Genomic DNA, 19,880 nt, shown 5'->3' with positions numbered 1-19,880 from the left:
GGCTCACCACCGGTGGTGACCCAGGAGCCGGTGGGATCAGCTCAGCTGATCACCGGGCGTCACACCAGCAGCTGGGCGGCGGCCAGCTCGCGGTAGAGGGGGCTGGTCTCCACCAGCTCCTCGTGGGTGCCGGCGGCGACGACCCGGCCGCCGTCGAGCACCACGATCCGGTCGCTGTCCAGCACCGTGGACAGCCGGTGGGCCACCACCAGCAGCGCCCGGTGCGCGGCCGCGGCCGCCAGGGTGTCGCGCAGCAGCGCCTCGTTGCGGGCGTCCAGGCTGGCGGTGGGCTCGTCGAGCAGCAGCAGTGCCGGGCGCGCCAGCAGCGACCGGGCGATGGCCAGCCGCTGCCGCTCGCCGCCGGACAGCAGCACGCCGTCGTCCCCCACCGGGACGTCGAGGCCGCGGGGTGAGCGCTGCACGACGTCGGTCAGCCCGACGTCGGCCAGCACCGCCCACAGCTCGGGGTCGGTGGCGCGCGGCGCGGCCAGCAGCAGGTTGTCGCGCACGGAGCCCGCGAGCACCGGCGCCTCCTGCTCGACGTAGCCCAGCCGGGCGCGCAGCCCGGCCCGCGGCAGGTCGCGGACGTCGGTGCCGGCCCACCGCACCGCCCCGCCGGTCAGCGGGTAGAAGCCCTCGACCAGCGCCAGCACCGTCGACTTGCCCGCCCCCGACGGCCCGACCAGGGCCACCCGGTGGCCGGCCGGCACGGCGAGGGAGACCCCGCGCAGCACCTCGGTGCCGTCCGGGTAGGCGAACGAGACGTCGTCCAGCTCCAGCAGCGGCACCTCCCGGGACGGCGAGGACGCGGGGACGGCGACGACCGCCCCACCCCGCTCCGGGCGGGCGTCGTCCTCCGGCTCGAGCGCGAGCACCTCCTGCACCCGGGCCAGCGCGCCGAGCCCGCTCTGCAGCTGGGTCCACGCGCCGATCGCCTGACCCAGCGGCATGACCAGCAGGAACAGGTAGAGGATGAACGCGACCAGGTCGGCGACGGCGATCGAGCCGGTGGCCACCCGGTAGCCGCCCAGGCCCAGGACGGCGAGGAACGCGCCCTGCACGGCGATCGACCCCGCCGGGCTGACCAGCGCCTCCAGGCGCGCCACCCGCACCCCGGCCTCGTACGCCCTCCCGGCGCTGGCCGCGACGACGTCCACCTCGCGGGCGGTCGCACCGCTGGCCCGGATGGTGCGCACCGCCGACAGCGCCCGCTCCACCGCCGCGGTCATCGCGCCGACCTCCTCCTGGGCCTGCCGGGAGAGCCGCTGCACGCCGCGGGAGACCGAGACGACGACGGCGAGGCCCGCGGCGACCGCGCCGACGGTGACCAGCAGCAGCCACCCGTCGACCAGGGCCATCGCCACGAGCGCGCCCACGGCCACGACCGCCGAGCCCGCGACCTCGACGACCCCGGAGGTCACCGTCGCGCGCAGCAGCGTGGTGTCCGCGCCGACCCGCGACATCAGGTCACCGGTCCGCCGCCGGTCGTACTCGGCCACCGGCAGCCGCAGCAGCCGGTCGGCCAGCGTCCGCCGGGTGGAGAGCACCACGCCCTCGGCCGTGCGCTGCAGCAGGTACTCCTGCACCGCCCCCAGCGCGGACGACGCCACCAGGACGGCGACCAGCAGGCCGACGGCGGGCAGCAGCTCGCCGCCGGCACCGACGACCTCGATGACCCGGGCGACCAGGGCCGGCTGGGCCAGCGCGCCGGCCGCCGCGACCAGCGAGAGGACGGCGGCCGCGGCCAGCGGACGCCGGTGCGGCCGGACCAGGGGCAGCAGCTGCCGCAGGGTCGCGGGAGGCGCGGCCTCCGCGGGGGTGCTCACCTCGGTCCCGGTCGACGCCGGGCTCAGAGGGCGGGGGCGAGCGCGCTGACGATCGCGGTGAGCAGCCGGGCGTGGTGCTCGATCAGCTGCGGCCGGTGCCCGTCGGGACGGATGGCCGCCAGGTAGCCACCCGCCAACCCGCCCCCGTCGGCCCCCGCCGCCGTCCAGAACTCGTCGCCGTCGTCGGTGCCCAGCAGCAGCCCGCGCACCGCGGCGTCGCCGACCAGCGCCCGGGCGGCCGGACCGTCCTCGGCGGCGAGCAGCACCCAGCGGGCGTCGAAGGCCGGGTCGTCGCTGGGCACCTGCACCAGCCCGCCGGTGCGGTGCTTCCAGAAGCGGGCCGGCGACAGCCGCAGCGGCGGCAGGGCGCCCAGCACCGGGGCGGCGGTGACCGCGTACTCCGGCACCGCGTAGCGCCCGGAGGCGTAGAGGACGTCGAAGGCGACCAGGTCCAGCGTGCCGTAGCGGCCGCGCATCACCCCGGCCGGCCGGTGGTCCCTGGTCGCGCGGACCGGCGCGGTGCGCACGAGCTCGGCGAGGACGGCGTCCTCCGGGGCGGTGCCGTCGGAGATCGCCCAGCCCTGCTGGACCGCCCAGCCCTGCGCGCCGACGGGGTCGCCCTGGTAGGCGAACACCTGCTCGAAGTCGGTGGGCCTGCGGGGACGCCCGCCGCCGAAGAGGCCGCCGGGCGCGGGCTGCTCCGCCGCGGTCTGCGGCCCCGCGGCCGGCTGCTCGGCCGGGCGGTCGGGCGAGGCAGGCGGGAGGTCCCAGCCCGGCGGCTGCCAGGCACTGCTGCCACCGGCGCCGCCGGCGCTCTCGCCCGGGCGGTCGGCGGGCGGCTGCTCGGCGGGCGGCTGCTCGGCCGGTGGCTGCTCCGCGGGCGGCTGCGCCCCGCCGGACCGGTCGCCGTCACCGCCGAGGTGGCCGGGCTCGCGCCAGCCGCTGCCCTCGTCGGGCCGGTCGCCGAAGCCGTCTCGGTCGCGCGGGCTGCTCATGGCTGCATCGTCCTCCCGGAGCGCCCGCACCCGGCGGGCGCTCCTATCCGTACGTGTCCCGGGGTCCGCGGCCGCGGACCGAGCGGGGGCCCTTCTTCCAGCTCGGGGCCGTCGGTCCGACAACGCGCAGCCGGGTCACGACGTCCCCGCCGACCGAGGCGTGCAGCTTGGCGAGGATCGTCGGGGCCAGCAGCCGCAGCTGGGTGGCCCACGCGGTGGACTCCGCGACGACCAGCAGCTCGCCCTCCGTGAGGGTCTGCGGGGCGCAGTGCGCGGCGATCTCGGGTCCGACGAGCGCCGACCAGCGGCCGAAGACGGCGCCGACCTTGGTGTGCTCGGTCCAGTCCTGGGTCTTCACCAGGGAGTCGACCAGCCGGGCCAGTGGCTGCGGGTCGTCGTCCCCGGGGCGCGGCCCGCTCCACGTGCGCTTCGGGCCGGCGATCCGCCGCCGGGTGGGACGGGGCCGGGACGCCGAGGCCGCGCGGGCGGCCTCGAGTGCCGCGCGGGCGATGTCGCTCGGCCGCGCCGGTCTCTCCTCGGTCACGTCACCTCCTCGCGCACGGTCCCATCCTCGGCGGTCGCCGGGTCGAGCGGTACCGCCTGCCCGCCGGCGACCTGCACGACCGTGCCGCGCAGCTCGGCCGGCACGTCGTCGAGCACCGCGGCGGTCACCAGCGCCTGCTCGGCCGAGCGGGCCACGGCGGCCAGCGCCGCGCGGCGCTCGGCGTCCAGGGTGGCGAAGACGTCGTCGAGCACCAGGATCGGCTCGTCGCCGTCCGCCCGCAGCAGCGCGAAGCAACCGAGCTTCAGGGCCAGCGCCAGCGACCAGGACTCCCCGTGGCTGGCGAACCCCTTCGCCGGCATGGACCCCAGCGAGATCACCAGGTCGTCGCGGTGCGGGCCGACCAGCGTCATGCCCCGGTCGACCTCGTCGCCGCGGCGCTCGGCCACCCGCTCGCGCAGCGCCGCCGACAGCTCGCCGGCACCCGGCAGCGCCGTCCCCTCGCCGATCGGCGTGCCGTCCCCGGCCAGCGGCACGGTGCTGGCGTAGCCCAGCGCCGCGACGGCGGCGTCGCTGCCGGCGACCCCGGCGTAGGCACCGGCGACGTGCGGGGCGAGGTCGGCGACCAGCCGCAGCCGCGCGGCCAGCAGCTGCCCGCCGAGGTCGACCAGGTGGCCGTCCCAGACGTCGAGGGTGGCCAGCGCGTCGCCGCGGGCCATCCGGGCGGTCTTGAGCAGGGCGTTGCGCTGCTTGAGCACCCGGTCGTAGTCGCTGCGGACCCCGGCCAGCCGCGGCGTTCGGCTGACCAGCAGGTCGTCGAGGAAGCGCCGTCGCTCCCCGGGGTCGCCGCGGACCAGCACCAGGTCCTCGGGCGCGAACAGCACGGACTTCACCAGCCCGAGCAGCTCGCGGGGCCGCTGCAGCGGCGCCCGGTTCACCCGGACGCGGTTGGCCCGCCCCGGGTTGATCTCGACCTCGACCAGGAGCTCGCGGTCCTCACGGCGCAGCGCCGCGCGGACGACCGCCTGGGCCGCGCCCTGCCGGACCAGCGGGGCGTCGGCGGAGACGCGGTGGCTGCCCATCGTGGCCAGGTAGCCGACCGCCTCGACCAGGTTGGTCTTGCCCTCGCCGTTGCGGCCGACGAACACCGTCGGACCCGGGCCCAGAGCCAGGTCCACCCGGTCCCAGTTGCGGAAGGAGCCCAGCTGCAGGTGGCGCAGGTACACCTCAGCGTCCCCGCGGTGCGGTACCGGACCGGCCCCCCGGCGGTGAGGTGCTGGAACGGCCGCCCTTCAGGGTCCCGCCGCCAGCCTCGGTCGGCCTTCCTGCAGGGGCCCGCCGCGAGCCCGCGAGCGGTGGGGGGCAGGGAGGTCCTTCCCGGGGGGAAGGGTGGTCCTTCGTCATGCGGGGCGCTCGACCTCCTGCTCGCGGACGGCCTGCACCGCGTGCCCGCCGAACTGGTTGCGCAGCGCCGCGACCGCCTTCATCGTCGGCGAGTCCTCCTGGCGGGAGGAGAAGCGGGCGAACAGCGACGCGGCGATCGTCGGCATGGGGACGGCGTTCTCGATGGCCTGCTCGACGGTCCAGCGGCCCTCGCCGGAGTCCTCCGCGTACCCGCGGATGCGGTCGAGCTCCGGGTCCTCGTCCAGGGCGCGGACCAGCAGGTCCAGCAGCCAGGAGCGGATCACGGTGCCCTGCGTCCAGGACTTCACCACACCGGGGACGTCCTCGATCAGGTCGACGGCGGCCAGCAGCTCGTAGCCCTCGCCGTAGGCCTGCATCATCGCGTACTCGATGCCGTTGTGGACCATCTTGCTGAAGTGCCCGGCGCCCACCGGTCCCGCGTGCACGAAGCCCGCGCCCGGCAGCTCCTGACCCGACTCGTCCTTCGGCGACGGCGGCTTGAGCGCGTCGAACACCGGCTGCACCTTGGCGACGTCCTCCTTGGTGCCGCCGACCATCAGCGCGTAGCCGTTCTCCAGCCCCCACACGCCGCCCGAGACGCCGGCGTCGATGTAGCCGATGCCCTTCTCGCGGCACAGCACGTCGTGGATCTGGTCGTCGGTGTACTTGGAGTTGCCGCCCTCGACGATCACGTCACCGGCGCTGAGCAGCTCGGCGAGGTCCTCGACCGTGGCACGCGTCGGCTCACCCGCCGGCACCATCACCCACACGACCCGCGGTGCGCTCAGCGCGTCGACCAGCTCCTCGAGGCTCTCGACGTCCCGCTTCCCGGGGCTGTGGTCGTACCCGACGACCTCGTGGCCCGCGCGGCGCAGCCGCTCGGCCATGTTGCCGCCCATCTTGCCCAGCCCGATCAGCCCCAGCTGCACGACGCCGTCCTCTCCTCGCACGTGTCCGGCCGGACCCCGTCGGGGGCCGGCTCGTCTCCGCCGCCCATCGTGCTCGGTCCGGCCCGGCGCTGCCGCACGGGCCCGCGCGGCGAGCCTCTGCAACGGCCACCGTCCAGGGTCCCGCCGGCCCCGTCCCGATCGTGCGAGGGACGGGGCGATGTGGTCCTCCGATCAGCCCGGCAGTCGCACCGGCATGATCAGGTACCGGTAGCTGCCCGGGCGCTCGGCCGGGCGGGACGCCCCGTCGTCGTCGGCCGCCGGCTCCGGCACCCCGGAGAGGACGGCGGGCTTGAGCGGGCTGGTGAAGTCCATCCGGGCCCGCGGGGTGTGGACGGCGGCCAGCCCGTCCAGCAGGAACGTCGGGTTGAAGCCGATGGTGAGCGGATCGCCCTCGAACTCGACGTCGCAGCGCTCCTCGGCCTGGCCCTCGTCGTCGGTGCCACCGGCGCGCAGGGTGACCTGACCGGGGGTGAACTCGCAGCGCAGCGGCGTGCCCCGCTCGGCGACCAGGGCGACGCGCTTGGCCGCGTCGGTGAACAGCCCGACCGGGAGCGTGGCGTTGCCGGCCGACTCGGTGGGCATGATCGCGCGGTACTTGACGAACTCGGCGTCCAGCAGCCGGGTGGTGGTCTGCCGGTCCTTGCCGGACAGGCCCAGGATGCCCTCGCCGGAGCCGCCCGAGGACAGCGACAGGGTGATCTCCGGGCCGCTGGTCAGCGTCTTCGCGGCGTCGGCGAGCGTGCGGGCGGGCACCAGCACCGCCGCGGTCAGGCCCGGGGTGTCCGGGCGCCAGGCGAACTCGCGGACGGCGAGGCGGTAGCGGTCGGTCGCCGCCAGGGTGACCAGGTCGTCCTCGATCTCCAGCCGGACGCCGGTCAGCATCGGCAGGGTGTCGTCGCGCCCGGCGGCCACCGCCACCTGGCCGACGGCCTCGGCGAAGACGTCGCTGTCGACCACACCGGCCGAGGACGGCATGGCCGGCAGGGACGGGTAGTCCTCCACCGGCAGCGTCGGCAGGCTGAACCGCGCGTTGCCGCACGAGATGGCCAGGCGCGGGCCCTCGGCGGTGAGGTCCACCGGGTGCGGGGGCAGCGCGCGGGTGATCTCGGCGAGCAGCCGGCCGGGCACCAGGACGCGGCCGCTCTCGGTCGCCTGGACGTCGACCTCGGCGCGGGCGGAGACCTCGTAGTCGAAGCCGGACACCGACAGCTGGCTGCCGTCGACCTCGAGCAGGATCCCGGCCAGCACCGGCACCGACGGCCGGGGCGGCAGGCTGCGCGCCGTCCACGCGACGGCATCGGCGAGCACCTCACGTGCCACCCGGAACTTCATGACCTGATCCACCCCAGCTGTCGTCGGTGTCCCTCTGTTGCGGTGCTCATCGTGCCTCCTACCGGGGACATCGGGGTAACCGCTGTGCTCGATCGGCCCCACGCAGCGCAGCTTCCCCACCCTGAATGTGGTTCGAGAAATCCCGGTCTACATCCCTCATCCTCGTCATCACTGGTGTGGAAGCTGGGGATCGGGGCCGTTTGCGCAGCTCAGCGCAGGAGTCGACATGTTGGTCGACTGTGGGTGGACAGGGGCGCTCCTGTGTCGACACGTGGACAGATCGACGGTTACGCACACCGGCCGCCGTCCCTCCACCCCCTGTCCCCCGGTTCCCCCAGCGTCCGTCCCCAGTCCGTACCCAGGGTCGGGCCGGGTCGCTGCAGGTGGGCAGCGTGCGGCGGCGATGCCGCCGGGAAAAGCCCAGGTCAGGGCGGCGTCGCCGGCAATCCCCAGGGCTGTGCCCAGCTGTGGTCTCACCGGGCGCGCCATGACGGCGGGTGAGGGACCGGCGAGAGATCTCCCCAGCCTGTGCACATCACTGGGGACAACTCGTCCACGAGTCGACAGCGTTCACCGGTACGGGTGACCTGCACAGCGCGCCCGGAGCGGGGAGGACGCCCACACCCGGACCCACAGGGACTGTGGACAGGACGGCGCCCTGCTCCACGTGGAACACCGACGACACCGTCGTCCTCCCGACGACACCGCGGCCGGGTGCCGTCCTCCTGGGACGCGGAGCCGCTGCCCGTGTCCCGGTCGGGAGACCTCCGGCCCACGACCAGGCGACGCAGGCTCGTGTGCCGTTCCCTCGTCTGGATGGCCCCTCACCACATCGGGCGCAGACAGCAGCGTGCTGGGACGCACCGCGACCAGGGCAGCGGCGGGAAGCCCCTCGTCGCCGGTGGCTCGACGACGGTCGGGAACGGCACGTGGAGTCGGCGTCGTCCGGTGGGACGACAGAACTACTGCCGCGCGCGGCTCTTGATCCTCGCGGTGAGCTCGGTGACCTGGGTGTACGTGGCCCGCCGCTCGCTCATCAGGTTGGTGATCTTCTTGACGGCGTGCATGACCGTGGTGTGGTCCTTGCCGCCGAAGGAGGCCCCGATCCGCGGCAGGGACAGCTCGGTGAGCTCCCGGCACAGGTACATCGCGATCTGGCGGGCGTTGACCAGCGTGCGGCTGCGGTTGGCGCCCTGCAGCTCCTCCATCGTCACGGAGAAGTACTCGGCGGTGGCGGCCATGATGATCGCCGCGGTGATCTGCGGGCCCTGCTCGTCGCTGATCAGGTCCTTGAGCACCAGCTCGGCCAGCGGCAGGTCGACCTGCTGCTTGTTCAGCGACGCGAACGCGGTCACCCGGATGAGCGCGCCCTCCAGCTCGCGGATGTTGGTCTGGACCTTGCTGGCGATGAACTCCAGCACCGGGTCGGGCACCTGCAGCCGCTCCCCGTAGGCCTTCTTGCGCAGGATCGCGATGCGGGTCTCCAGGTCCGGCGCCTGGACGTCGGTGATGAGGCCCCACTCGAAGCGGGTGCGCAGCCGGTCCTCGAGCGTCGTGAGCTTCTTCGGCGCCCGGTCGGAGGTGATGACGATCTGCTTGCTGGCGTTGTGCAGCGTGTTGAAGGTGTGGAAGAACTCCTCCTGCGTCCGCTCGGCGCGCTCCAGGAACTGGATGTCGTCGATGAGCAGGAAGTCGATGTCGCGGTAGCGGCGGCGGAAGTCCTCGGCCCGGCCGGAGTGCACCAGGTTGATGAACTCGTTGGTGAACTCCTCGGTGCTCACGTAGCGCACCCGCACGTTGGGGAACATCCGCGCCGCGTAGTGCCCGATCGCGTGCAGCAGGTGGGTCTTCCCCAGCCCGGAGTCGCCGTAGATGAACAGCGGGTTGTACGCGCGGGCCGGCGCCTCGGCGACCGCGACCGCCGCGGCGTGGGCGAACCGGTTGCTGTTGCCGATGACGAAACTGTCGAAGACGTACTTGGGGTTCAGGCCCGGGTCCTGCGCTCCCGACGGCGCCCGCCGGTCGCCGCCGAACAGCGGGACGGCGTCCCCGCCGCGCGAGCCGCCCCGGCGACCGCGGGACGCCGGCGCGGGCCGTTCGGGGGCACCGTCGTCGTCGCCGGTGCCCAGGTCGAACGGGAGCACGGCGACGCCGTCCTCGTCGAGGTCGGTGCCGCCCCAGTCGCGCTCGGCGGCGCGGGTGCCGCGGCCGCTCCGCCGGGCCGGTGGGCTCCAGTCGGTCGGGGACCACTCCTCGGTGTCCCGCTCCGCCGGACGCGACTCGGGCGCGCCGGCGTCGGCGTCCTCCCAGGCCGGCCGGACGTCGGCGCGCACGCCGAACGCGCTGCGCCCGTCGTCGGCGCGGTCCCGGGTCTCGCGGTCCTCCTCGGCGCGCTGCGCCTCGACGGCCGACCACGGACGGCGGGTCGGTGCCGCGGGGGCGGGTGCGGCGGGCGGCGCGGCCGGGGTGTCCTCGACCTGGACGGCGACGCGGATGTCGCGGCCGAGGTGCTCGGACAGCGCCTCGGCCAGCACCCGGCGCATCCGGGACTCCAGCACGGTCTGGGTGAACTCGTTGGGGGCGGACAGCACCGCGGTGTCCTCGAACACCCCGACCGGGCGGGTGAGGTTGAGCATCGCGTTCTGCTGCGGGGACAGGCTCGTGGCCAGCCGCTCGCGGATCTGGTCCCAGACCGTCGCCAGGTCCACCGTGGCATCGGCCATGGCCCTCGTCCTCCCAGATCCCCGTGTGTGGTCGGCCCTCGCCGCGGCCGCTCGCCGCCGGGTCCGTCGTCCCCCGGCCGGTCCCTCGCTGTGGACATCCGGCCACACGGTGTCCACACCGGTGTCCACAGGCTGTGCACGGTCGGCGACAGGATCGCACCCGACCCGGACGTACGGGCCAGGCGGGAGCGTCGCCGCAGGTCAGAGGCGAGTCGTCGCGGTTCTCCGGGGGGCGTGGTGGTCGGTCGACACCAGCGGGGCGGCCCCGCGCCGGACGTCGGTGTCCGGAGTGGGGCGACGGCGACGCTAACAGCCCCGTCCACAGCCCGGCAACGAGACCGGGGACGTCGGACGGCGCGTCCCGCGGGCGTGTCGCCGGTCGGGGCCGGCGCGCCGGTCGCGGCCCCTCCCGCGGTCGCGGGACCATGGGCAGTCGGCGTCCAGCCGGGCACCCGGTCCCCGCGCTCCCTCGGCTATGCTGGGCGGAGTTCCTGCGGACGGGGAGCCGGCGCCCGCCGTGTACCCGTCCCTGTCGCGTGCGCCCGCTGGCCGGTGGGCGCGCCACCGTCGATGTCGTGTAGTGGGAGTACCTCGTGAGCAAGCGCACGTTCCAGCCGAACAACCGCCGCCGGTCCAAGACCCACGGCTTCCGGCTGCGGATGCGCACCCGCGCGGGTCGGGCGATCATCGCCGGCCGTCGGCGCAAGGGTCGCGAGAAGCTCTCCGCCTGAGGTGCTGCCCGCGCAGGCACGCCTGCGCCGGCGTCCGGAGTTCACCGCGGTCGTCCGGTCCGGCAGGCGTGCCGGACGGCCGACCATGGTGCTCCACTACCTCCCCGAACGGCCCGTGACCCCGACCCCCGGTGATCCCGGGACGGTGGGTGGTCCACGGGCCGGCTTCGTGGTGGGCAAGGCCGTGGGCAACTCCGTCGTCCGCCACCGCGTCACCCGACGGCTGCGGGCCGTGGTCCTCGACCAGCTGGACCGCCTCCCGGTGACCGCGGACCTGGTGGTCCGCGCCCGGCCGGAGGCGGGGACGGCGACCTCGGCCGACCTGCGGCGTGACCTCACCGCCGGGCTGGACCGCCTCCTGCGGGTGCGCACCCCGTGAGCGGCGACCCGGGCACCACCGAGCCGGCCGTCCCGTCGAGGGGTCGGCGTCCGGTGGCGCGTGCGCTGCTGGGCGCCGTCGGCTTCTACCAGCGGGCGGTCAGCCCGCTGTTCCCCCCGCGGTGCCGCTTCCAGCCCACCTGCAGCGCGTACGCCGCCGAGGCGATCGCCGTGCACGGGGCCGCCCGGGGCAGCGGGCTGGCGCTGTGGCGGCTGCTGAAGTGCGCCCCCTGGCACCCTGGGGGACTCGACCTGGTGCCACCGGCCCGCACGTCCTCGCCCGGAACCGACCGACCCGTCCCGTCGGCACCCCGCCGGGCCCCGCAGGAGGAGTCCTCCCTTGCTTGACTGGCTGTACACCGGCATCTCCCTGGTGCTCGGATGGTGGCACTCGGTGTGGGACCGGGTCTTCGACGACCCCGCCGCCGGCACCGGGCTGTCGGGGCTGGCCTGGGCGCTGTCGATCGTCTTCCTGGTGGTCACCGTCCGGATCATCCTGTTCCCGCTGTTCGTCAAGCAGGTCAAGTCGCAGCGGGCGATGCAGGAGCTGCAGCCGGAGCTCGCCAAGCTGCGCAAGCAGTACGGCAGCGACCGGCAGGGCCTCGCCCTGGCGATGCAGAAGCTGCAGAAGGAGCGCAACGTCAGCCCGCTCGCGGGCTGCCTGCCGATCCTCCCGCAGATCCCGATCTTCCTGTCGCTCTTCCACGTGCTGCGGCGGCTGGCGCCTGATGCCCAGGGCCTGTACAGCTGGGACGACGCGCTGACCGACGAGGCCGCGCGGGCGCCGTTCTTCGGCGCGCCGATCTCGTCGTCGTTCTTCATGAGCGGGCCCAAGGCCGTCGCGATCGAGGCGATCGCCAGCACCACCCAGATCCGGGTCGTCGCGTTCCTGCTCATCCTGATCATGAGCCTGACGACCTACTTCACGCAGAAGCAGATCATGCGGCGCTCCGGCCCGGTCGAGGGCCAGGCCGCGATGGTGCAGAAGATGCTGCTCTACGTGATGCCGATCGGCCTGTTCGTCTCCGGCTTCCTCTTCCCGATCGGCGTCCTCCTCTACTGGTTCACCAACAACCTGTGGACGCTCGGGCAGCAGTTCTTCATCCTGCGCAAGATGCCGCCGCCCGGCTCCCCCGCCGCGGTGGCCAGGGCATCGAAGGACGGGGCCGACGCCGACAAGCCGGCCGTGGACCCCAAGACGCTGGCCCCCCGCCCCGGCGCCAAGCCGGTCCGCCCGAAGAGCGGTCGCACCGTCGCCCCTTCGTCCACCGTCGACCCCGCCGACCCGACCGGCGACAGCACCGCCGAGGCGAGCACCGCCGGGACCAGCCCCACCGGGGCGACGGCGGCCGGCGGTCAGACGGCCGCGGCCCGCGCCGCGAACGGGCAGCCGCGCGGCGGCGCCGGGCGCGGCAGCCAGGGCCCGGCCAACCGCGGCAAGCGCAAGCGCCGCTGACCCGGCGCGCCGGCGTCCCCAGGACGCTCGCGCCGGACACCGACCACCGGGGGCGACCCCGGACGCCCGCACGACTGGGAGGACCCCATGAGCGCCCCGCAGCACCCCACCGAGCCGGCCGGCCCCACCAGTGAGGCCACCTCCGGCGCGGTCCTGAGCCCGGTCCCGGACGACGCCGGCGAGCCGGCCCAGCCGGACCTCCCCGACCCCGACGCCGACGGCGCGGTTGCCGCCCTGGAGCCGGCCGACGAGGACGGCGACGCGGGCACCGACGACCTGCTGGTCCGCGAGGGCGACGTCGCCGGCGACTACCTCGAGCGGCTGCTCGACATCCTCGACGTGGACGGCGACATCGACCTCGACGTCGAGGGTGACCGCGCCTCGGTGGCCATCGTCGGCGGTGACCTGTCCGACCTGGTGGGCCCCGACGGGGCGGTGCTGGAGGCGCTGCAGGAGCTCACCCGGCTCGCCGTCGCCCAGTCCACCGGCGTCCGCAGCCGGCTGATGCTCGACATCAGCGGGTTTCGCGCGCGGCGCCGGGCCGACCTCACCTCGCTCGCCGGCGAGGCCGCCCGCCGGGTGGCCGCGAGCCGGCAGCCCGAGCGGCTGACGGCCATGAACCCCTTCGAGCGCAAGGTCGTGCACGACGTCATCGCCGGGGTCGAGGGTGTGCGCAGCGAGTCCGAGGGCGAGGAGCCCAACCGCCGCGTCGTGGTGCTGCCGGAGAGGTGAGCGAGCTGGCGGGCTCACCCGAGGGCACAGCAGCGCCGCGGACCCGGACGACGGGCGCCGGCGAGGCACCCGGCGTGAGCGACGCGGTCACGCCCGACCCGGGCGCCCCATCCGTCCCACCCGCCCCGGAGGCGGCCCGGTCGGTGTTCGGGGCGGGCCTCGCCGACGCCGAGCGCTACGTCGCCCGGCTGGCCACCGACGGCGTCACCCGCGGGCTGATCGGCCCGCGGGAGGTCCCCCGGCTGTGGGAGCGGCACGTCCTCAACAGCGCGGCCGTCGCCGACGCCGTCCCCCGGGACGCCCGGGTGGTGGACGTCGGGAGCGGCGCGGGCCTGCCGGGCATCCCGCTGGCGCTGGCCCGCCCGGATCTCCGCCTCACCCTCGTCGAGCCGATGGCCCGCCGGGTGGAGTTCCTCGAGGAGGTCGTCGCCGAGCTGGGCGCGCCGTGGCGGGTGGTCCGCGGCCGCGCCGAGGAGCGCTCGGTGCAGTCGGCGGTCGGGCCGGTGGACGTCGTCACGGCGCGTGCCGTCGCGGCGCTCCCCCGGCTGGTGTCCTGGTGCCGCGGCCTGCTGCGCCCGGGAGCCCAGCTGGTGGCCCTCGTCGGCTCGCGCGCGGTCGCGGAGCTGCCGTCGCTGGTCCCCGAGCTCGAGGCGGCCGGGATGCGCGACGTGCACGCCCGGGCTGTCGGCGCGGAGCTGGGGGACGCTGCCACTACCGTTGTCGTCATGACGCGTGGACCGCGATGACGCGCGTTCCACGTGGAACGCGGCCGTGTTCCACGTGGAACGGGCCGCTAGGGAGGACCTGAGATGACCGACCCGGGCCAGCGGCTGCGCAGCAGCCTCGCGGCCGACCAGTCGGCCGGCACCGCCTCGGTCACCGGCATGGCCGAGTTCGACAGCCCCATCGCCATGGAGGCCCTGCGGGCCACCAAGGTGCTGCACGCGGCCGACCAGGAGCCGTTCCCGGCGCCGGGCCGGATCCGGGTCATCACGATCGCCAACCAGAAGGGCGGCGTCGGCAAGACCACCTCCTCGGTGAACCTGGGCGTCGCCCTGGCGCTGTACGGGTTGCGGACGCTGGTCATCGACCTCGATCCGCAGGGGAACACCAGCACCGCCCTCGGCGTGGAGCACACGGTGGGGACTCCGTCGGTCTACGACGCCCTCGTCGGCGACAGCTCGCTCGCCGACGTCGTCCACCCGACCACGGCCTCCCCGCTGCTGACCTGCGTGCCGGCGACGATCGACCTGGCCGGTGCGGAGATCGAACTCGTCTCCGTCGTGGCCCGCGAGTACCGGCTGCGCCGCGCGATCGAGACCCACCTGCAGTCGCTCCCGCCGGAGCAGCGCCCGCAGTACGTGCTCATCGACTGCCCGCCGTCCCTGGGCCTGCTCACGCTCAACGCCCTGGTGGCCGGGGACGAGGTGCTCATCCCCATCCAGTGCGAGTACTACGCGCTCGAGGGCCTGGGGCAGTTGCTCAACAACATCGACCTGGTCCGCCGGCACCTCAACCCGGGGATCGCCGTCCGGACCATCCTGCTGACGATGTACGACGGCCGGACCAAGCTGGCCGACCAGGTGGCCGACGAGGTGCGCAACCACTTCGGCAGCCTGGTGCTGGACGCGGTGATCCCACGGAACGTGCGAGTCTCGGAAGCCCCGGGCTACGGCCAGTCGGTGGTCACCTACGACCCGGGCTCCCGTGGCTCCACCAGCTACGTCGAGGCCGCCCGCGAGCTGGCCCACCGCGGCGCCGCCCTGCCGCCGCTGCCCGCGCGCCCCTCCCCCGGCGCGCCCGTCGCCGCCCCCGTGGGTGCGGCGTTCCCCGACACCGACGCGGCGACCGTCCCCGTCCCCCCGGCCTCCGAGGAGAACAAGGCATGAGCAAGCGTGGCGGTCTGGGCCGGGGCCTGGCGGCGCTGATCCCCACGAGCGCGCCGGTGGACGAGCAACCCGTCCAGCCCGACGTTGAGGGCGGACCCGCAGCCCAGGGCGTCGAAGCGGACGCCTCGCCGCCCGCTCCCCCGGTCCACCTGCTCCCACCGGCCGCCCAGGCCGCGGCGACGGTCGCCGCGCAGGCCGAGGCGGCCGTCGGCGTCCCCGGCGCGCAGCTGCGCGAGGTCGCGGTGGTCGACGTCGTGCCCAACCCCAGGCAGCCCCGCCAGGTCTTCGACGACGAGGCGCTGGAGGAGCTCACCCACTCGGTGCGCGAGTTCGGCCTGCTGCAGCCGATCGTCGTGCGCGAGCGCACGGAAGGCGGCTACGAGCTCATCATGGGCGAGCGCCGGCTGCGCGCCGCCCGCTCCGCCGACCTCAAGTACGTCCCGGCGATCATCCGGGACACCACGGACGACGCCCTGCTGCGTGACGCCCTGCTGGAGAACATCCACCGCGTCCAGCTCAACCCGCTGGAGGAGGCGGCGGCCTACCAGCAGCTGCTGGAGGAGTTCGGCGCCACCCACGAGGAGCTGGCGTTCCGGATCGGGCGCAGCCGCTCGCAGGTCACCAACACCATCCGGCTGCTCAAGCTGCCGGTGAAGGTGCAGACCCGCGTGGCCGCCGGGGTCATCTCCGCCGGTCACGCTCGGGCGTTGCTCGGCCTGCCCGACGCCGAGAAGCAGGAGGTCCTCGCCGCGCGCATCGTCGCCGAGGGCATGTCGGTGCGGGCCACCGAGGAGGCGGTCGCGCTCGCGGTGGCCGAGGAGCCGACGGCCAAGCGCCGGCCGCGGCGGTTCACCGCCCCGGGGGTCGAGGACCTCGCCGGCCGGCTGTCGGACGCCTTCGAGACCAAGGTGAAGATCCAGATCGGCCGGGCGAAGGGCCGCATCGTCGTCGAGTTCGGCTCGGTCGACGACCTGCAGCGCATCATCGGCCAGATGGCCCCGGACGTCACCGGACGCCGTCCCGAGGAGTGATCAGACACCGGGGCCGGTTCCGTCACAGGACGAAACCGGCCCCGGTGTCTCCGTCATCGGTCGGCGGAGGCCCGCCGGGTCAGCAGCCGGGCGAGGACGTCGCCCAGCGAGGAGCCGGCCGCCTCGACCGCCATGGGGAACATCGACGTCTGGGTCAGCCCCGGCGAGACGTTCACCTCGAGGAAGTGCACCTCGCCGTCCGGGGTGACGATCGCGTCGGTGCGGGACAGGTCGGCCAGGCCGAGCGCGCGGTGCACGAGGACCGCCAGCTCCGCCGCGCGTGCCGCCACCTCGCCCGACACCCGGGCCGGGACGTGGTACTCGGTCAGTCCGGGGGTGTAGCGGGCGGTGTAGTCGAAGACGCCGGACTCGGGGGCGATCTCGACCGCGGGCAGCGCCTCGGGCCCGTCCCCGAGGTCGACCACCGAGAGCGCCAGCTCCACGCCGTCTACGTAGCGCTCCACCATCACCGTGTCGCCGTAGGCGAAGCAGCTGACCATCGCGGCGGGCAGGTCCTCCACCCGGCTGACCTTCTGCACGCCCAGCGCGGAGCCGCCCGAGGCCGGCTTGACCATGAGCGGCAGCCCGAGCCGGGCGACGATGAGGTCGAGCACCGCACCGGCGCCCAGCTCGCGGAAGGTGCTGTGCGGCAGCGCCACCCAGTCCGGCGTGGTCGCCCCGGCCGAGCGGACGACGGACTTCGCGGCCGGCTTGTCCCAGGCCAGCCGGCAGGCCGCGGCCGGGGAGCCGACGTAGGGGACGCCGGCCAGGTCCAGCACCGCCCGCAGCGCGCCGTCCTCACCGGTGGCGCCGTGCAGGGCGATGAACACCGCGTCGGCGGGAGCGGCCGCGAGGCCCGGCAGCAGCTCGGCGTCGGCGTCCCGCAGCTCGGCCTCCACGCCGGCGCGGGCCAGCTCCTCGGCCACCTGGGTGCCGGAGGAGAGGCTGACCTCCCGCTCGACGTTCAGCCCGCCGGCGAGGACGACGGTGCGCAGGTGGGCCGGTGCCCCGGCCTCGGCGGCGGCTGCGGGGGCGGGGTCGCTCATGCCCGGTCCTCGTATCGGTCGCTGTTGGCCGGGCCGACGATGCCCGGCTGGGTGCCGGACACGGCGCGGAAGGTGCCGGTGTCCACGCCGTCGAAGGTGGAGTGCAGGTCCAGCTCGGCCTCGATGACGCGGGCCAGCCGGCGCACCCCCTCGCGGATCTGGTCCGGTTCCGGGTAGCAGTAGGACAGCCGCATGAACTCCCGGCCCGACCCGTCGGCGTAGAAGCCGATGCCCGGCACGTAGGCCACGTGCGCGTTGACCGCGCGGGGCTGCATGAGCTTGGCGTCCAGGCCGTGCGGCAGCTTCAGCCACACGTAGAAGCCGCCGTCCGGCCGGGTCCAGGTGGTGCCCGGGGGCATGAGGGCCTCGAGCGACTCCAGGGTGGCGTCGCGCCGCTCGCGGTACAGCTCGACGAAGTGCTTGACCTGCTCGCGCCAGGGCTGGGTGTCCAGGTACCGGGCGACGGCGTACTGGGTCAGCGACGGCGGGCAGAGCACCTGCGCCTCGGTGGCCAGCACCAGCTTCTCCCGGACGGCGAGCGGCGCGAGCACCCAGCCCACCCGCAGGCCGGGCGAGAACGTCTTGGAGAACGAGCCCAGGTAGATGACCCGGCGGTCGTCGCGGGCACGCAGCGCGCGCATCGGCTCGCGGTCGAAGCCGAGCAGGCCGTAGGGGTTGTCCTCGATGACCAGCAGGTCGTAGCGCTCGGCGATCTCCACGACCGCCTGGCGCCGCGGCTCGGACAGCGTCACGCCGGCCGGGTTGTGGTAGTTCGGCACGGTGTAGAGGAACTTCACCCGGTCGCCGGCGGCCCGGCACTCGATGAGGGCCTGCTCCAGCGCCTCCGGGATCAGCCCGTCGTCGTCCATCGGGACGTGCTTCACGCGCGCCTCGGCGGCCTGGAAGACCCCGAGCGCGCCGACGTAGGAGGGGCCCTCGGCGAGGACGACGTCCCCCGGGTCGACGAAGACCCGGGTGACCAGGTCCAGGCCCTGCTGGGAGCCGACGGTGACGACGACCTCGCTGGGCGAGGCGTCGGTGATGCCCTCCAGCGCCATGACGTCGCAGATGCGCTCGCGCAGCCGGGGGTCACCCTGGCCGGAGCCGTACTGCAGCGTCTGGGCGCCCATCCCGGACACCAGCTCGCCGATCATCGAGCCGACCGCGTCCAGCGGCAGCGCCGTGACCGCCGGCATGCCGCCGGCCAGCGAGACGACCTCGGGCCGGCTGACGACGGAGAACAGCGCGCGGATCTCCGAGGTCTTCATCCCGTGCGTGCGTGCTGCGTACCGGTCCGCCAGCGGGTCCAGCCGCGGGTGGCGCGGCGCAGGGTGGTGCACACCGGGTCCCGGGGGCGTCCCGGGCGGGAGATCGGCCACGTCACGAGTGTAGGTACCGGCCGTCACCGGCCTGTCGCGGACACGGCCACTGTGACGGAAGGGTCCGGCGGGGACACGAGGCACGCCGATCGGCGTCGGTGCAGGGGCCCTCCGCCTGAGCGTGCGAGGCGTGGGGGGCACCGAGGTCCTTCCGGGCACCTGGCCGCGGTGTCGGCCGGTAGGCCGACGGTGTCACCGCTTCGCGGGCAGCACGAAGGTGCCGGTGGGCGGGTCGGCCTCGGCCGGGAGGAACAGCCGCTGGACGGCGGCCAGGACGGCGCTGGCGACGGTGCTGCGCAGCCGGGCGTCGAGCAGCAGCAGCCGGTCCACCGGGTGGGACAGGTAGCCGACGTCCATGCGGACGGCGGGCATCCGGGACATCCGCAGCAGGTCCCAGGTCTTCGGGTGCGAGCCCAGGTCGAGCAGGCCGGTGCGGACGACGACCTCGCGGCGGACCAGGTTCGCGAACTGCTCGCCGACGGTGGAGGAGGCGCCCGAGCCGGTGCCGTAGTAGTAGCTGGCCACCCCGCGGGCGTGCTCGGAGCTGTGCGCGTCGGTGTGCAGGGAGAGGAAGAGGTCGGCCCGGGCGTCGTTGGCGAACGCCGTCCGCTCCGCCGGGGTGGGGTCCTGGTCGCGGCCGCGGGTGAGGTAGACGGTGGCGCCGGCGGCGGCCAGCCGGCCCTCGATGCGCGAGGCGAGGTCGAGCACCAGGTCGGCCTCGGTGGTCTCGCCGGCGGCGAAGCCGGTGTCGGGGCCGCCGTGGCCGGGGTCGACGACGATCCGCCGGCCGATCAGGTGCGGGCCGCTCTCCACGAAGCTGGCGCTCTGCCGCAGCAGCTGCGGCCGCCCGCCGGTGACCTTGCGGCCCAGCTGGCGCAGCGCCCGCAGGGTGGCCGGCCCGCAGGTGCCGTCGGAGGTCAGGCCGTAGTCGCGCTGGAACGCCCGCAGGCCGCTCTCGGTCTCGGGACCGAAGACGCCGTCGACCGGGCCGGCGTCGTAGCCGAGCTCGTGCAGCCGGTCCTGCAGGTTGGTGACGTCGTCCCCGCGCATGGGGCGGACCGGGTCGTGGTGCAGCAGCCGGTCCCCCAACGACCAGCGGGCCTCCGACAGCGCGCGGTAGGTCTCCTCACCGACGCGGCCGTCGACGGTCAGCCCGCGCACCTGCTGGAAGTGGCGGACGGCGAGCTCGGTGGCCGGGTCGTACACCGCCTGGTCCAGCGACGCCTCCTCGGCGGCGCCCGCTGACGGCAGCAGCGTGAGGGCGCGCAGGGCGGCGTGCACGTCGGCCACGGCGGGGCCACGGTCCCCCCGGCCCAGGGGCTGCATGTGGCTGTCGGTTCCCATCGGCACCGATTGTGGTCCCCGGGCGCCGTCCCGGCCCGGCGAGGGGCCGCAGACGCGCGAGGGCCTCCCCCGCAGTGGCGGGGGAGGCCCCGGGCGACGTGCTGGAACGGCCACCCTCCAGGGGCCCGCGCCGAGCCTGCGAGGCGTGGGGAGGAGGGTGGT

18 protein-coding genes are annotated in these 19,880 nt (G+C 75.0%); 8 read left to right on the top strand and 10 right to left on the bottom strand.

Annotation, left to right across the window (positions count from 1 at the left end; all coding sequences use genetic code 11):
- Positions 1–59: 59 nt before the first annotated feature.
- From BLR12_RS11955 to dnaA, 7 genes are all read right to left on the bottom strand, one after another.
- A complete protein-coding gene (locus BLR12_RS11955) occupies positions 60–1,826 on the bottom strand; it encodes an ABC transporter ATP-binding protein (protein WP_091377966.1) in 1,767 nt (588 codons plus the stop codon).
- A gap of 23 nt (positions 1,827–1,849) precedes the next feature.
- Complete coding sequence (locus BLR12_RS11950) at positions 1,850–2,821, bottom strand: hypothetical protein (RefSeq protein WP_091377963.1); 972 nt, start codon at positions 2,819–2,821, stop codon at positions 1,850–1,852.
- Between the two features lie 43 nt (positions 2,822–2,864).
- Positions 2,865–3,365 carry a DciA family protein gene (locus tag BLR12_RS11945; RefSeq protein WP_091377961.1) on the bottom strand — a complete coding sequence of 167 codons (501 nt, stop codon included), beginning with the start codon at positions 3,363–3,365 and terminating at the stop codon, positions 2,865–2,867.
- On the bottom strand, positions 3,362–4,549 hold the full coding sequence (recF, locus tag BLR12_RS11940; RefSeq protein WP_091377958.1) for a DNA replication/repair protein RecF: 1,188 nt from the start codon (positions 4,547–4,549) through the stop codon (positions 3,362–3,364). Before recF ends, BLR12_RS11945 begins: the two co-directional genes overlap by 4 nt.
- A gap of 174 nt (positions 4,550–4,723) precedes the next feature.
- Positions 4,724–5,656: a phosphogluconate dehydrogenase (NAD(+)-dependent, decarboxylating) gene (gene gnd, locus BLR12_RS11935; RefSeq protein WP_091377955.1), complete on the bottom strand. Its 933-nt coding sequence runs from the start codon at positions 5,654–5,656 to the stop codon at positions 4,724–4,726.
- Between the two features lie 192 nt (positions 5,657–5,848).
- Complete coding sequence (dnaN, locus tag BLR12_RS11930) at positions 5,849–7,009, bottom strand: DNA polymerase III subunit beta (RefSeq protein WP_091378537.1); 1,161 nt, start codon at positions 7,007–7,009, stop codon at positions 5,849–5,851.
- 962 nt (positions 7,010–7,971) lie between these two features.
- A complete protein-coding gene (gene dnaA / locus BLR12_RS11925; RefSeq protein WP_091377952.1) occupies positions 7,972–9,732 on the bottom strand; it encodes a chromosomal replication initiator protein DnaA in 1,761 nt (586 codons plus the stop codon).
- 593 nt (positions 9,733–10,325) lie between these two features.
- Here dnaA and rpmH point away from each other — a divergent pair.
- From rpmH to BLR12_RS11885, 8 genes are all read left to right on the top strand, one after another.
- Positions 10,326–10,463 carry a 50S ribosomal protein L34 gene (gene rpmH / locus BLR12_RS11920; RefSeq protein ID WP_089305879.1) on the top strand — a complete coding sequence of 46 codons (138 nt, stop codon included), beginning with the start codon at positions 10,326–10,328 and terminating at the stop codon, positions 10,461–10,463.
- Between the two features lies 1 nt (position 10,464).
- Positions 10,465–10,842, top strand: a complete 378-nt coding sequence (gene rnpA, locus BLR12_RS11915) for a ribonuclease P protein component (protein ID WP_091377951.1) — start codon at positions 10,465–10,467, stop codon at positions 10,840–10,842.
- Positions 10,839–11,189 (top strand): membrane protein insertion efficiency factor YidD, encoded by a 351-nt coding sequence (yidD, locus tag BLR12_RS11910; protein WP_091377948.1) that lies wholly within the window; start codon positions 10,839–10,841, stop codon positions 11,187–11,189. Before rnpA ends, yidD begins: the two co-directional genes overlap by 4 nt.
- A complete protein-coding gene (gene yidC, locus BLR12_RS11905; RefSeq protein WP_091377945.1) occupies positions 11,182–12,297 on the top strand; it encodes a membrane protein insertase YidC in 1,116 nt (371 codons plus the stop codon). Before yidD ends, yidC begins: the two co-directional genes overlap by 8 nt.
- An 87-nt stretch (positions 12,298–12,384) precedes the next feature.
- A complete protein-coding gene (locus tag BLR12_RS11900) occupies positions 12,385–13,029 on the top strand; it encodes a Jag family protein (protein WP_091377942.1) in 645 nt (214 codons plus the stop codon).
- 74 nt (positions 13,030–13,103) lie between these two features.
- Positions 13,104–13,775 (top strand): 16S rRNA (guanine(527)-N(7))-methyltransferase RsmG, encoded by a 672-nt coding sequence (gene rsmG, locus BLR12_RS11895; RefSeq protein WP_091378534.1) that lies wholly within the window; start codon positions 13,104–13,106, stop codon positions 13,773–13,775.
- A 63-nt stretch (positions 13,776–13,838) separates the two neighbouring features.
- Positions 13,839–14,918, top strand: a complete 1,080-nt coding sequence (locus tag BLR12_RS11890; RefSeq protein ID WP_091377939.1) for a ParA family protein — start codon at positions 13,839–13,841, stop codon at positions 14,916–14,918.
- Positions 14,915–15,949: a ParB/RepB/Spo0J family partition protein gene (locus BLR12_RS11885; protein WP_091377937.1), complete on the top strand. Its 1,035-nt coding sequence runs from the start codon at positions 14,915–14,917 to the stop codon at positions 15,947–15,949. The genes BLR12_RS11890 and BLR12_RS11885 overlap by 4 nt, the downstream gene beginning before the upstream one ends.
- A gap of 53 nt (positions 15,950–16,002) precedes the next feature.
- Here BLR12_RS11885 and BLR12_RS11880 read toward each other — a convergent pair whose 3' ends face one another.
- The 3 genes from BLR12_RS11880 to BLR12_RS11870 all read right to left on the bottom strand — a co-directional run bounded on the left by BLR12_RS11880 (position 16,003) and on the right by BLR12_RS11870 (position 19,718).
- Complete coding sequence (locus BLR12_RS11880) at positions 16,003–16,995, bottom strand: D-alanine--D-alanine ligase family protein (RefSeq protein ID WP_091377933.1); 993 nt, start codon at positions 16,993–16,995, stop codon at positions 16,003–16,005.
- Positions 16,992–18,374, bottom strand: a complete 1,383-nt coding sequence (locus tag BLR12_RS11875) for an aminotransferase-like domain-containing protein (RefSeq protein ID WP_255363443.1) — start codon at positions 18,372–18,374, stop codon at positions 16,992–16,994. Before BLR12_RS11875 ends, BLR12_RS11880 begins: the two co-directional genes overlap by 4 nt.
- A 192-nt stretch (positions 18,375–18,566) precedes the next feature.
- On the bottom strand, positions 18,567–19,718 hold the full coding sequence (locus BLR12_RS11870; RefSeq protein ID WP_218120633.1) for an N-acetylmuramoyl-L-alanine amidase: 1,152 nt from the start codon (positions 19,716–19,718) through the stop codon (positions 18,567–18,569).
- Positions 19,719–19,880: the final 162 nt, after the last annotated feature.

The organism is Geodermatophilus sp. DSM 45219 (assembly GCF_900104025.1).
Taxonomy (GTDB): Bacteria; Actinomycetota; Actinomycetes; order Mycobacteriales; family Geodermatophilaceae; genus Geodermatophilus.
The sequence above is the reverse complement of the archived record's forward strand: the minus strand, read 5'-3'. Positions and strand labels throughout refer to the sequence as shown.

What these genes read in the sequence shown, in the direction of transcription:
- dnaA (WP_091377952.1), bottom strand. Translation starts at nt 9,732, where the DNA reads ATGGCCGATGCCACGGTGGACCTGGCGACGGTCTGGGACCAGATCCGC.
- BLR12_RS11900 (WP_091377942.1), top strand. Translation starts at nt 12,385, where the DNA reads ATGAGCGCCCCGCAGCACCCCACCGAGCCGGCCGGCCCCACCAGTGAG.
- BLR12_RS11890 (WP_091377939.1), top strand. Translation starts at nt 13,839, where the DNA reads ATGACCGACCCGGGCCAGCGGCTGCGCAGCAGCCTCGCGGCCGACCAG.
- BLR12_RS11870 (WP_218120633.1), bottom strand. Translation starts at nt 19,718, where the DNA reads ATGGGAACCGACAGCCACATGCAGCCCCTGGGCCGGGGGGACCGTGGC.
- dnaN (WP_091378537.1), bottom strand. Translation starts at nt 7,009, where the DNA reads ATGAAGTTCCGGGTGGCACGTGAGGTGCTCGCCGATGCCGTCGCGTGG.
- BLR12_RS11950 (WP_091377963.1), bottom strand. Translation starts at nt 2,821, where the DNA reads ATGAGCAGCCCGCGCGACCGAGACGGCTTCGGCGACCGGCCCGACGAG.
- BLR12_RS11885 (WP_091377937.1), top strand. Translation starts at nt 14,915, where the DNA reads ATGAGCAAGCGTGGCGGTCTGGGCCGGGGCCTGGCGGCGCTGATCCCC.
- BLR12_RS11880 (WP_091377933.1), bottom strand. Translation starts at nt 16,995, where the DNA reads ATGAGCGACCCCGCCCCCGCAGCCGCCGCCGAGGCCGGGGCACCGGCC.